Here is a 12,233-nt window from a genome sequence, read left to right as displayed (position 1 = left end):
TCGGCCGTGGCCAGGCCCTCCTGCAGCACGAAGATGGCCTCGTTGATCATCGGGCACAGGATGCGGTTGACCACGAAACCGGGGCTGTTCTTCACCGTCACCGGCGTCTTGCCCACCGCCTGCGCGAAGGCCACGGCCAGCGCGTGCGTCTCGTCGGAGGTCTGCAGGCCGCGGATCAGCTCCAGCAGCCCCATCAGCGGCACCGGGTTGAAGAAGTGCATGCCGATGCAGCGCTCGGGCTTGTCCAGCACCGCGGCCAGCTGCGTGATCGAGATCGACGAGGTGTTGGACGCGATCACGGCGTCGGCGCCGACGATGCCCTCGACCTGGCGCAGGATGCGCAGCTTCAGGTCGGGGTTCTCGGTCGCGGCCTCGATGACGATCTGCGCGTCCTTGAGCGCCGCGTAGTCGGTGCTGCCCTGCACGCGGGCAAGCGCCTCATCCTTCTGCGCGGGCGTGAGCTTTTCCTTCTTGACCAGGCGGTCCAGGCTGCCGGCGAGCGTCTTCACGCCGCGCTGCACCGCCTCGTCCGAAATGTCCACCATCACCACCTGCAGCCCGGCCACGGCGCACACCTGCGCGATGCCGTTGCCCATGGTGCCCGCGCCAATGACGCCGATGCGCTCAATTTTCATGCCTTCCCTTCCAATCACTCAGTAAAAACCCGCAGATTACATGCTCCGGCGGTACTGCCCGCCGACTTCGAACAGCGCGTGGGTGATCTGCCCCAGCGAGCACACGCGCACCGCATCCATCAGCACGTCGAACACGTTGCCGCCGGCAATCACCGCCTCCTGCAGCCGCTGCAGCATCGCCGGCGCCTCGGCCGCGTGGCGGGCGTGGAAGTCGGCCAGGCGCTGGAGCTGCGACTGCTTCTCCTCGTCGGTGGAACGGGCCAGCTCGATGTGGTCCGGCACCGGGTCGCCGTGCGGGTTGCGGAAGGTGTTGACGCCGATGATCGGATGCTCGCCCGTGTGCTTGAGCATCTCGTAGTGCATGCTCTCTTCCTGGATCTTGCTGCGCTGGTAGCCCGTCTCCATGGCGCCCAGCACGCCGCCGCGCTCGGCGATGCGCTCGAACTCGGCCAGCACCGCCTCCTCCACCAGTTCCGTCAGCTCGTCGATCACGAACGCGCCCTGGTTCGGGTTCTCGCACTTCGCCAGGCCCCACTCGCGGTTGATGATCAGCTGGATCGCCATCGCGCGGCGCACGCTCTCCTCGGTGGGCGTGGTGATCGCCTCGTCGTAGGCGTTGGTGTGCAGCGAGTTGCAGTTGTCGTAGATGGCGATCAGCGCCTGCAGCGTGGTGCGGATGTCGTTGAACGCGATCTCCTGCGCGTGCAGGCTGCGGCCGCTGGTCTGGATGTGGTACTTCAGCTTCTGGCTGCGCTCGTTGGCGCCGTAGCGCTCCTTCATCGCCACGGCCCAGATGCGCCTTGCGACACGGCCCAGGACGGTGTACTCCGCATCCATCCCGTTGCTGAAGAAGAAGCTCAGGTTGGGCGCGAAGTCGTCGATGTGCATGCCGCGCGCGAGATACGCCTCCACCAGCGTGAAGCCGTTGGAGAGCGTGAAGGCGAGCTGGCTGATCGGGTTCGCGCCGGCCTCGGCGATGTGGTAGCCCGAGATCGACACCGAGTAGAAATTGCGCACGCCGTGGTGCACGAACCACTCGGCGATGTCGCCCATCACCTTCAGGCTGAACTCGGTGGAGAAGATGCAGGTGTTCTGGCCCTGGTCCTCCTTGAGGATGTCCGCCTGCACCGTGCCGCGCACGTTGCTCAGCACCCAGGCGCGGATCTTGGCGGCCTCGTCGGCCGTGGGCTCGCGCCCGTTGTCGGCCTTGAACTTCTCCAGCTGCTGGTCGATGGCCGTGTTCATGAACATGGCCAGGATCGTCGGCGCCGGCCCATTGATCGTCATGCTCACGCTCGTGCTCGGATCGCACAAGTTAAAACCGCCGTACAGCACCTTGAGGTCGTCCAGCGTGGCGATGCTCACGCCGGAGTTGCCCACCTTGCCGTAGATGTCCGGGCGCGGGTCCGGATCGGCGCCGTACAGCGTGACGGAGTCGAAAGCCGTGGACAGCCGCTTGGCCGGCATGCCGTCGGAGAGCAGCTTGAAACGCCGGTTGGTGCGGAAGGCATCGCCCTCGCCGGCGAACATGCGCGTCGGGTCCTCGTTCTCGCGCTTGAAGGCGAAGGTGCCGGCCGTGTACGGGAAGGAGCCCGGCACGTTCTCCAGCAGCAGCCACTTCAGGATCTCGCCGTGGTCCTCGTAGCTGGGCAGCGACACCTTGCGCACCTTGTTGCCCGACAGCGTGGTGAGCGTCAGCGCGGTGCGGATCTCCTTGTCGCGGATCTTCACCACGTACTCGTCGCCGGCGTAGGCCTTCTGCATGTCGGGCCACTGCGCCAGCAGCTTGCGCGCGGCCGGGTCCTGGCCTTCGGCACGCGCGTCGGCCAGCGCCAGCACGGTCTTGCGGGCGCCGTCGCGCGTGGGGTCGTCCTCCTGCAGCATGCGCGCGCTCTCGCGCAGCTGCTGCAGCTCGCGCGCCAGCCGTGCCTGGGCGCGGGCGCGCTGCTTGTACGAGCGCACGCTCTCGGAGATGTCGGCCAGGTAGCGCGTGCGCGAGGCCGGCACGATGGCCGCGCCCTGCGTGCTGTGGCGCGTGTCTACCAGCGGCAGCCGGCCCTCGCGCAGCGGCAGGCCCAGCTCGCCCAGGCGCACCTTCAGCGCCTGGTACAGCGCCGTGACGCCGTCGTCGTTGAAGCGGCTGGCCATGGTGCCGAAGACGGGCATCTGCTCCGGGCGCACGTTGAAGGCCTCGCGGTTGCGCTGCACCTGCTTGGCCACGTCGCGCAGCGCGTCCTGCGCGCCCTTGCGGTCGAACTTGTTGATGGCCACAAACTCGGCGAAGTCGAGCATGTCGATCTTCTCCAGCTGGCTGGCCGCGCCGAACTCGGGCGTCATCACGTACATCGGCACGTCCACCATCGGCACGATGGCGGCGTCGCCCTGGCCGATGCCCGAGGTCTCGACGATCACCAGGTCGAAGCCGGCGCACTTGCAGGCGGCGACGACGTCGGGCAGCGCGGCGCTGACCTCGCTGCCGGCCTGGCGCGTGGCCAGGCTGCGCATGAAGACGCGCGCGCCCTGCTGCCACGGCCCGATGGCGTTCATGCGGATGCGGTCGCCCAGCAGCGCGCCGCCGCTCTTGCGCCGCGAGGGGTCGATGGAGACGACGGCGATGCGCAGGCTGTCGTCCTGGTCCAGGCGCAGGCGGCGGATGAGTTCGTCGGTGAGGCTGCTCTTGCCCGCACCGCCCGTGCCAGTGATGCCCAGCACCGGCACGCGCACCTGGGCCGCGCCCTCGTGCAGCGCCTTCACCAGGCCCGCATCGGCGGCGCCGTTCTCCAGCGCCGTGACCAGCCGCGACAGCGCGCGCCAGGCGGCGTCGCCGTGGCCCTGCAGCGCCGACACCTCGGCGGGCGCGCCTTGCGTCAGGTCACGGTCGCAGCGCATCAGCATCTCGCCGATCATTCCCTGCAACCCCATGCGCTGGCCGTCCTCGGGGCTGAAGATGCGCGCCACGCCGGCTTCCTGCAGCTCGCGGATCTCGGCCGGCACGATCACGCCGCCGCCACCGCCGAAGACCTGGATCTGCTCCCCGCCGCGCGCGCGCAGCAGCTCCACCATGTACTTGAAGAACTCCACGTGCCCGCCCTGGTAGGAACTCACGGCGATGCCGTGCGCGTCCTCCTGCAGCGCGGCGGTCACGACCTCGTCCACCGAGCGGTTGTGGCCGAGGTGGATCACCTCCGCGCCCATGCCCATGAGGATGCGCCGCATGATGTTGATCGACGCGTCATGCCCGTCGAAGAGCGCGGCGGCGGTGACGAAGCGCAGCCGGTGCACCGGGCGGTACTCGGCAAGCGACTTGAATTCGGCGGACAGATCGGTCATGGCGGCGTCTCCAGGCAGTGCTCTTGTAGCCCGCGACGATAGGCCCGCGCGCGCGCTTGCGCGATGGTGCGAGGCATCAACCGCGTTGGCAGTTTTTGCCAGTTCCAGGCCCTAGACTTCCGGGTGCCCGCCGCACGACGCCCGTGCAACTGCAGCGGCGGACCACCGAAGCCTATGCATCCCGCCCCCGTTCCGCTGGAAGAAAAGGACACCGTTTCCATCGCCTTCGTGCTGGCCGCCATGGCGCGGCTGGACGGCGCGGCGCGCGCGCGCGTGCTGCAGGCGGTGGGCATCCCGGCCGAGCTGCTGCGCGGGCCGCAGTCGCGGGTCACGGCCGACGCCTTCGCCGCGCTGTGGCTGGCGGTAGCGTCGGAGATGGACGACGAATTCTTCGGCCTGGACGCTCGTCGCATGAAGCCCGGCAGTTTCAAGTTGCTGTGCCGCTCGCTGCTGCCGGCAGCAGACCTGGGGCAGGCGCTGCGCCGGGTGCTGCGCGGCTTCGGGTGCCTGCTCGACGACATCGGCGCCGAGCTCCAGGTGCGCGAGGGCGAGGCCGTGCTGACGGTGCGCCACCGCATGCCGGACGAGGACACGCGCCGCTTCGCCGTGGAAACCTTCCTGGTGCTGGTGCACGGCCTGATGTGCTGGCTGGCCGGGCGGCGCATCCCGCTGCGCTGGGCGCGCTTCGCCTACCCGCGCCCGGCGCACGCGCGCGAGTACGCGCTGATGTACTCGCAGCAGTTGGCGTTCGACGCGCCGCAAACGGCCGTCGCCTTCGACGCCGCGCTGCTGGGCGCCCCGGTGGTGCAGGACGAGCGCGGCCTGAAACTCTTCCTGGCCGCCGCGCCGCGCTCGGTGTTCCTGAAATACCGCAACGAGGAAGGGACGGCCGCACGCGTGCGCCGCCGCCTGAAACCCTGCGTCGAGGCCGGCGCCGAGTGGCCGCGGCTGGAGACGGTGGCGGCCGAGCTGCACCAGAGCGCCAACACGCTGCGCCGCCGCCTGGCGGCCGAGGGCGCGAGCTACCAGGGCCTGAAGGACGCGCTGCGCCGCGACGCCGCCATCCACCTGCTCACCGGCTCGCGGCTGAGCGTGGAGGCCATCGCCGCGCGGCTGGGCTACGAGGACGCTAGCGCCTTCCACCGCGCCTTCCGCAAGTGGCTCGGCATGCAGCCGGGCGAGTACCGGGCGCGCGCCGCGCCCCAGGGGACGCCGCTGCCGGCGTCCGGGCGCTGAGCCGCGGCTTTCTCCCTGGCGCCACGTCCGGCGGTAACCACCCGGTACACTCCCGCCCCATTTTGGACAGCGCTATCCGGACGGAGCAGCGCAAGAAGGACGGTCGAGATGCAACTCGGGATGGTGGGTTTGGGCCGCATGGGCGGCAACCTCGTGCGGCGGCTGATGCGCGCCGGGCACGAGTGCGTGGTGTTCGATGCGGATGCCGGCACCGTGGAGAAGCTGGCCGGCGATGGCGCCGTGCCCGCGGCGGACCTGGACGCGCTGGTGGCGCAGCTGCAGGCGCCGCGCACGGTGTGGGTGATGCTGCCGCACGGGCGCATCACCGAGGAGACCATCGCCGCGCTGGCCGGTCGGCTGTCGCCGGGCGACGTCATCATCGACGGCGGCAATACGCACTTCCACGACGACGTGCGCCGCGCCGCCGAGCTGCGCGCCAAGGGCCTGCACTACCTGGACGTCGGCACCAGCGGCGGCGTCTGGGGCCTGGAGCGCGGCTACTGCCTGATGATCGGCGGCGAGGCCGAGGTGGTGCAGCGCCTGGCGCCGATCTTCGAGACCCTGGCCCCGGGCGTGGGCGACATCGAGCGCACGCCAGCGCGCACGGCTACTGCCGAGACGGCCAGCGCCGAGCGCGGCTGGCTGCACTGCGGCCCGGCCGGCGCGGGCCACTTCGTCAAGATGATCCACAACGGCATCGAGTACGGAATGATGCAGGCCATGGCGGAGGGCTTCGACATCATGCGCAGCGCCAGCAAGCCGCAGGTGCCTGCCGAGCGCCGCTACGAGCTGCCGGTAGCCGACATCGCCGAGCTCTGGCGCCGCGGCAGCGTGGTGTCGAGCTGGCTGCTGGACCTGGCCGCCGACGCGCTGGCCGAGAACGAGAGCCTGTCCAACTTCTCCGGCGTGGTGCAGGACTCCGGCGAGGGCCGCTGGACGGTGGAGACCGCCATCGAGGAATCCGTGCCCGCCGAGGTGCTGACCGCGGCGCTCTACACGCGCTTCCGCTCGCGCCAGGACCACACCTACGCCGAGAAGATGCTCTCGGCGCTGCGCTTCAAGTTCGGCGGGCACGTCGAGATCAAGAAGTGAAAGCGTAAGCCGGGTAACCCGCGCGTTGCGTCCGCATCCCGGGCCTTTGCCCGCCCCGGCCGGGGCAAGGCGCAAGCCATCGCGCTGACGCGTCCGGGGGCTGGCGCCGAACGGGGCGCGGCCTACGCTGCTTTGGAACCTCGGGAGTGGCGGCCATGCGAAAGCTCTGCGTCTGGACCTTGGCGAACCCGCACCTCGCCGCCCTCGCGGCGCTGGCCCTGGCGCTGCCGGCGCAGGCCGGCTGGGACGAGGCGCTGGCGCGCCTGCGGTCCACCGACCCAGCCGGGGCGGTGCAGGAATTCCGGCCGCTGGCCGAGCGCGGCGACGCCCGGGCGCAGTTCGCACTGGGGCTGCTGCTGGAGGAAGGGCTGGGCGCCGCCCGCGACGCCGCGGCGGCCGTCGCGTGGTACCGCAAGGCCGCCGAGCAGGACCACGCCGATGCGCAGCTCAACCTGGCCCTGGCCTACGACCGCGGCGCCGGCGTGGCGCCCGATCCGGTGCAGGCGCTCGCCTGGTACCGCCGGGCAGCCGAACAGGGTGACGTGCATGCCTTTTACGGGCTGGGCCGGCTGTACGAGTTGGGGCGCGGCGTGGCGGCGGACGCGCGCACCGCGGCGCAGTGGTACCGGCAGGCTGCCACCCAGGGCCTGGCGGTGGCGCAGTACCGGCTGGGCACGCTGCTGGAGAACGGCATCGGGCTGGCCCGCGACGAGGCCGCCGCCGCGCTGTGGTACCGGCAGGCGGCGGAGCGGGGCGACGCGGACGCGCAGAACGCCCTGGGCGTGCTGCTGGCCCAGGGCCGCGGCGGCCCGCGCGACGACGCTGCGGCCCTGGACTGGTACCGCCAGGCCGCCGCGCAGGATCATGCGCCGGCGCAGTTCAACCTGGCCCTGCTGCTGGACCGCCGCCGCGACGGCTCGGCGGACGGCGCCGAGGTGCTGGCCTGGTACCGCCGCGCCGCGGCCCGGGGCCACGCGGCGGCGCTGAACAACCTGGGCGTGGCCTACCGCACCGGCCAGGGCGTGACGGCGGACTTGGTGATGGCGCTGGCGCTGTACGAGCTCTCGGCCCAGGCCGACGGCGCGCCCGCCAACCCGGCGTCCGCGAACCGCCGCCAGCTGCTGGCGGTGCTGACGGGTACCGAAGTCGCCCAGGCCCGAGCGCTGGCGCAGCGCATGCGCGACCCGCAGCTCGGACTGATCGCGGTGCAGGAGCGGCACGACGCCCAGGCCACCGCGGCGCTGACGGCCCAGGCCGGCAAGTCTGGCCCGCCGTCGCGGCATTGACTGGAATTACCGGGATTTCCAACAGGCCGTTATTCAATGAATAACCACAGTCCCTTCTTCCAAGCCTCATAGAGCGACAGCCGTAACCAGATGCCATGAAAGTGAATTGAACCGATGCCTGCCATGGCCTGGCGGAGGCACCCTGGACGGCAGGACTGACACCCGGCCTTATTCACGGCCAAGTGCCTGCCCGCCACTCGATGGCGCCACACCAATAACACCCACATTCAATTTCCGGCGGGCTACAGCAGTAACCGCAATGCACGAAAAGCCGGAATTCGTTGGCGATTCCATGGGATGGCGGCACAGGTTTTATCGGGTTTAGGCTGGCTGACCTGGAAAGGAACTCATGCCATGCACAGAATTGGTTTGCGGTTATTGCTGGCGTTTTCCATGGCCCTGGCCATGACCGGCGGCGCCCAGGCACAGCTGCGGTATCGCGTCGAAACCATCGGCGTGCTCGGCCCGGACAATGCCAGCAGCTACAGCTGGGCTTATGGCTTGAACAACCACGGCTCGGTGGTGGGTTACTCCTATGCCCAGGACGATGAGGTGCCATTCCGGGCGTTCGCCTACGAAAACGACCAGATTCGAGACCCGGGCAATATGAACGGATTCAATACCACGAGCGCCCGCGCCATCAACGACCGCGGGCAAATCGTGGGCTACGCCACGAACTGGGCCACGTACGAAGACCGGCCTTTTCTCTACGACCAGGGGCAGCTCAAGGACTTGAATCCGGCCCCGGGTACAGGCAATGCGGCCTATGCCCATGCCATCAACGAATCTGGCCAGGTGGCAGGCACGATCAACGGCCGTGCCTACGTGCACGACGGCACGCAGGCACATTTCATTCCCTTCGAGGGCGAAGACATCGGCACCACCATCGCCTGGGCCATCAACGACCACGGCGTGGCGGTCGGACGCGCCGAACACGGGTTCGGCCGCAGCGACGCCTTCGTGTGGGACGGCAACAGCGTGTCCTACCTACCGGCACCACAGGGCGCCTCGGACTCGAGGATGGACGGCGCGGACATCAACAACGCCGGACAGATCCTGGTGGATGCCAACTACCGCGCCTTCCTCTACGACGGCGGCACCTACCAGGCCCTGGGCACGCTCAACGGCATGTCCACGTCGGCGGCGGCCCTCAACGAGAAGGGTTGGATCGTGGGCAGCTCGGAAGTGGGGGGCAGCAATCCCTCGCAGCCCTTCCACGCCTTCCTCTGGCGCAACGGCCGCATGCGCGACCTCAACGACCTGCTCGACCACGACGCAGCCCAACGCTGGGAGCTGCACTACGCCATGGACATCAACGACCGCGGCCAGATCGTGGGCCTGGGCATGACGGACGGGCTGCTGCGCGGCTTCATCGCCACGCCCGTGCCCGAGGCCGGCACGTGGAAGCTGCTGCTGGCCGGGCTGGGCGGCGTGGGCGCCGTGGCGTGGCGGCGCAGGCGCGGGCCGCGAGACTGAGGCCCGGTCTCAATCGATCGCGATCCGCCGGTCCCGGATCAGCGCCGCCAGCAGCCGTCCCTCGTCGCTGATCGTCTTGCGGAAGGCCGCACCGTCCTGCGCCACCGGCTCGGCGCCCAGCTCGGCGAAGCGCTGCTTCACCTCCGGCAGCGCCACCGCCCGGGCGATCTCCTGGCCCAGCCGCGCCACCACCTCCGCCGGCGTGGCCGCCGGCGCGAACAGCCCGAACCAGTTGCCCAGCTCCACGCCCTTGACACCCGCCTCGGCCAGCGTCGGCGCGTCCGGGAAGAAGGGCGAGCGCCGGGTGCCGCTCACCGCCAGCAGCTTCGCGCGGCCCTCGCGCAGATGGCTGAAGCCGGTGGCAGGGTCGAAGTAGTAGTCGATCTGCCCGGCCAGCAGGTCCTGCAACGCCGGTGCCGCGCCGCGGTAGGGCACGTGCACGGCGTCCACGCCGGCCTGCTGCTTGAACAGCTCGGCCACCAGGTGCATCTGAGTGCCCGGGCCGCCGGAGCCGTAGCTCAGCTTGCCGGGCTGGGCCTTGGCCAGCTGCACCAGCTCGGCCACGCTCTTCACCGGCAGGTCCTTCTTCACCACCAGGTACAGCTGCGCGTAGCCGAGGCTGGCCACGGGCTGCAGGTCGCGCTCCGGGTTCAGCGCCGGCTTGAACAGGTGCGGGTTGGCGGTCTGCACCGAGATCGGCGCCACCATGAACGTGTAGCCGTCGGCCGGCGCCTTGCTCACCTCGCCCACCGCCAGGTTGCCGCTGGCGCCGGGCTTGTTGTCCACGATCACGGGCTGGCCCAGCGCCTTCTGCAGTGGGGCCGCCACCACGCGCGCCATCACGTCGGTGGTACCGCCGGGCGGGAAGCCCACCACCAGCCGGATCGGCTTCGCGGGCCAGGGGCTCTGCGCCAGCACCGGCGCGGCCAGGGCGCTCAAGGTGCACAAGGCGGCGGCCTGCACGAGGCGGCGGCGTGAGAGGGTGTGTTGCTTCGTCTTCATGGCTTGTCTCCTTTGGTGTGATGTCTTGGGTCCGTCGTCGCCGCTTCAGCCCCGCTGGCGCAGGCTGGGCAGCTCCACCCGGCAGATGAGCCGGTTCTCCTGCGCCACGATCAGGTGCTCCGAGGCCTGCAAATAGGCCGGGAAGTCCGGGTGGCGGTCGCGCAGCGCGCTGCGGCGCTCGTACTCGGCCAGGCTCTCGTAGGCCCACAGGTGCACGAACTGGTTCAGCGGGCCCACCTGGCTGACGTGGAAGCCGATGGGATGGCCCAGCGTCTGCAGCAGCACCGGCATGGCCAGCCGGTCGAAGACCTCGATGAACTCGTTCATGCGCCGCAGCGCGATGGTGTAGACGCGGTGGTCCACGAGCGGCAGGCGTGCGAGATCAGGCGGCATGGCGCAGCTCCTTCGCGGCCGGCGCCTGCAGGCTTTCGACGCCGGCGATGTGCCGCGCCGTCAGGTACCCGAAGGTCATGATCGGCCCCAGCGTGATGCCGGCGCCCGGGTAGTTGCCGCCCATGACGCTGGCGCGGTCGTTGCCCACGGCGTACAGGCCCTCGAGGGCGCCGCCCTGCCCGTCCAGCACCCGGCCCGCCACGTCGGTGCGGATGCCATCGAAGGTGCCCAGGTCGCCCATCACCACCTTGAGCGCGTAGTACGGCCCCTCGCCGATCGGCGCCACGCAGGGGTTGGGCTGCCGCGCCGGGTCCGCCAGGTAGCGGTTGAAGCTGGTGCTGCCGCGGCCGAACTGCTCGTCCACGCCGCGCGCGGCACCCGGGTTGTAGTCGCGCACCGTGCGCTCCAGCCCCGCGGCGTCGATGCCGGCGCGCTGCGCCAGCTCCGCCAGGCTGCGGCCCTTCACCAGGTAGCCGTTGCGCAGGAAGCGCCCCAGCGGCATGGGCGCGGGCTTCACGTAGCCCAGGCCGTACTTGCGCAGGGTGGCGTGGTCGCACACGAGCCACATCGCCGTCTCGCGCTCACCCTTGCAGGCTTCGACCATCGCCGCGCCCACGTCGTGGTAGCTCTCGGACTCGTTGCAGAAGCGCAGGCCCCGGCGCGTGACGCCAATGATCCCGGGCTTGTAGCGGTCCAGCAGGTGCGGGAACACGCCCACGCGCCCGTCGCCCAGCGGCACTCTCGATACCGGCATCCACGCCGCCGGCTGCGGGTAGCGGATCGGCACCGTGCCGCCCGCCTGCTCCGCCATGCGCGCGCCGTCGCCGGTGTTGCTCGCCGGCACGGGCGACAGGTGCTCGCCGCCGCGGCGCAGGTGCGCATAGGCCTGCCGGATCCGCTCCACGTCGTGCGAGAAGCCGCCGCTGGCCAGCACCACGCCGCGGCGGGCGCGGATCTCCCTCTCGCCGTCCGGGCCCGACACGCGCGCGCCCACCACCCGGCCGCCTTCGAGCAGCAGCTCGCGCGCCGGCGTGCCGGTGTGGATGGGAATGCCCAGGTCCAGCGCGCTCTTGGCCAGCCGCGCTGCCAGCGCGTTGCCGCTGGTGACGTTGACGCCGCGCCGGTACAGCGCCAGCTCCTTCAGGTGCTTGGCCAGGCGCCGCACCACGTAGGCAAAGGAAGTGAACGACTTCGTGGCGTTGAAGAAGTGCTTCAGGTCGGCGTTGGAGCTGTTGAACATCATCCCGATGAAGGTGATGGTCTGCAGCGGCGGGCGCAGCCGCGCCATGTCGGCGCCCAGGCCGCGAATGTCGTAGGGCGCGGCCAGGATGGAGCGGCCCACGTCCACGCCGCCCGGCGCGGTGGGGTGGTAGTCCGGGTAGAGCGTGGGCACGAATCTCACGGCCGTCTCGCGCTCGAAGAACTCGACCATCTCCGGCGCCCGGTCCAGGAAGGCCTCCACGGCCGCCTCGTCGAAGAAGGCGCCGGTCTCGTGGCGCAGGTACTCGCGCGCGGCCTCGCGGCTGTCCCGCGCGCCGGCGGCCTTGGCGTGCGGGTTGCCGGGAATCCAAAGCACGCCGCCGGAGAAGGCGGTGGTGCCGCCGAAGACCGTGTCCTTCTCGACCACGACCACGTCGAGGCCGAGCTTCTTCGCCGTGACGGCGGTGGAGAGGCCACCGGCCCCGGAGCCGATGACGAGCAGGTCGCAGTGCTGCGTCCGTGATGGATTGGTGGCGCCCATGCGGCGGCCCTCCTGGTTGAGGAGTTGGAAAAATGCGGAGAG

Annotated in this window: 9 protein-coding genes; 4 read left to right on the top strand and 5 right to left on the bottom strand. The window is 70.4% G+C overall.

Annotated features, from left to right (window positions below; genetic code table 11):
- On the bottom strand, positions 1 to 635 hold a 635-nt coding region (locus tag H537_RS0103905), incomplete at its 3' end, for a 3-hydroxyacyl-CoA dehydrogenase NAD-binding domain-containing protein (protein WP_028996841.1).
- 36 nt (positions 636 to 671) lie between these two features.
- Complete coding sequence (icmF, locus tag H537_RS0103900) at positions 672 to 3,965, bottom strand: fused isobutyryl-CoA mutase/GTPase IcmF (protein ID WP_028996840.1); 3,294 nt, start codon at positions 3,963 to 3,965, stop codon at positions 672 to 674.
- A gap of 174 nt (positions 3,966 to 4,139) precedes the next feature.
- On the opposite strand from icmF, the gene H537_RS0103895 reads away from it, so the two are divergent.
- The 4 genes from H537_RS0103895 to H537_RS0103880 all read left to right on the top strand — a co-directional run bounded on the left by H537_RS0103895 (position 4,140) and on the right by H537_RS0103880 (position 9,055).
- A complete protein-coding gene (locus tag H537_RS0103895) occupies positions 4,140 to 5,201 on the top strand; it encodes an AraC family transcriptional regulator (RefSeq protein ID WP_043458137.1) in 1,062 nt (353 codons plus the stop codon).
- Positions 5,202 to 5,309: 108 nt separating this feature from the next.
- The gene (gnd, locus tag H537_RS0103890) at positions 5,310 to 6,293 is read left to right on the top strand and encodes a phosphogluconate dehydrogenase (NAD(+)-dependent, decarboxylating) (protein ID WP_028996838.1); all 984 of its coding nucleotides are present in this window, start codon (positions 5,310 to 5,312) and stop codon (positions 6,291 to 6,293) included.
- A 155-nt stretch (positions 6,294 to 6,448) separates the two neighbouring features.
- On the top strand, positions 6,449 to 7,579 hold the full coding sequence (locus H537_RS41065) for a tetratricopeptide repeat protein (RefSeq protein ID WP_156901373.1): 1,131 nt from the start codon (positions 6,449 to 6,451) through the stop codon (positions 7,577 to 7,579).
- A 393-nt stretch (positions 7,580 to 7,972) separates the two neighbouring features.
- Complete coding sequence (locus H537_RS0103880; RefSeq protein ID WP_169516945.1) at positions 7,973 to 9,055, top strand: DUF3466 family protein; 1,083 nt, start codon at positions 7,973 to 7,975, stop codon at positions 9,053 to 9,055.
- Between the two features lie 9 nt (positions 9,056 to 9,064).
- On the opposite strand, the gene H537_RS0103875 is transcribed toward H537_RS0103880, so the two are convergent.
- Genes H537_RS0103875 through H537_RS0103865 form a run of 3 tightly spaced genes read right to left on the bottom strand, consistent with a single transcriptional unit; the run spans position 9,065 to position 12,191 of the window.
- Positions 9,065 to 10,057: a Bug family tripartite tricarboxylate transporter substrate binding protein gene (locus H537_RS0103875; protein WP_028996836.1), complete on the bottom strand. Its 993-nt coding sequence runs from the start codon at positions 10,055 to 10,057 to the stop codon at positions 9,065 to 9,067.
- Between the two features lie 45 nt (positions 10,058 to 10,102).
- On the bottom strand, positions 10,103 to 10,450 hold the full coding sequence (locus H537_RS0103870) for an NIPSNAP family protein (RefSeq protein WP_028996835.1): 348 nt from the start codon (positions 10,448 to 10,450) through the stop codon (positions 10,103 to 10,105).
- Positions 10,440 to 12,191 (bottom strand): FAD-dependent oxidoreductase, encoded by a 1,752-nt coding sequence (locus tag H537_RS0103865; RefSeq protein ID WP_028996834.1) that lies wholly within the window; start codon positions 12,189 to 12,191, stop codon positions 10,440 to 10,442. Before H537_RS0103865 ends, H537_RS0103870 begins: the two co-directional genes overlap by 11 nt.
- Between the last annotated feature and the right edge of the window lie 42 nt (positions 12,192 to 12,233).

The organism is Azohydromonas australica DSM 1124 (assembly GCF_000430725.1).
Lineage (GTDB): Bacteria > Pseudomonadota > Gammaproteobacteria > Burkholderiales > Burkholderiaceae_C > Azohydromonas > Azohydromonas australica.
The sequence above is the reverse complement of the archived record's forward strand: the minus strand, read 5'-3'. Positions and strand labels throughout refer to the sequence as shown.

Coding starts and splice junctions, on each gene's coding strand:
- H537_RS0103875 (WP_028996836.1), bottom strand. CDS start 10,057: ATGAAGACGAAGCAACACACCCTCTCACGCCGCCGCCTCGTGCAGGCC.
- H537_RS41065 (WP_156901373.1), top strand. CDS start 6,449: ATGCGAAAGCTCTGCGTCTGGACCTTGGCGAACCCGCACCTCGCCGCC.
- H537_RS0103895 (WP_043458137.1), top strand. CDS start 4,140: ATGCATCCCGCCCCCGTTCCGCTGGAAGAAAAGGACACCGTTTCCATC.
- H537_RS0103865 (WP_028996834.1), bottom strand. CDS start 12,191: ATGGGCGCCACCAATCCATCACGGACGCAGCACTGCGACCTGCTCGTC.
- H537_RS0103870 (WP_028996835.1), bottom strand. CDS start 10,450: ATGCCGCCTGATCTCGCACGCCTGCCGCTCGTGGACCACCGCGTCTAC.
- icmF (WP_028996840.1), bottom strand. CDS start 3,965: ATGACCGATCTGTCCGCCGAATTCAAGTCGCTTGCCGAGTACCGCCCG.
- gnd (WP_028996838.1), top strand. CDS start 5,310: ATGCAACTCGGGATGGTGGGTTTGGGCCGCATGGGCGGCAACCTCGTG.
- H537_RS0103880 (WP_169516945.1), top strand. CDS start 7,973: ATGGCCCTGGCCATGACCGGCGGCGCCCAGGCACAGCTGCGGTATCGC.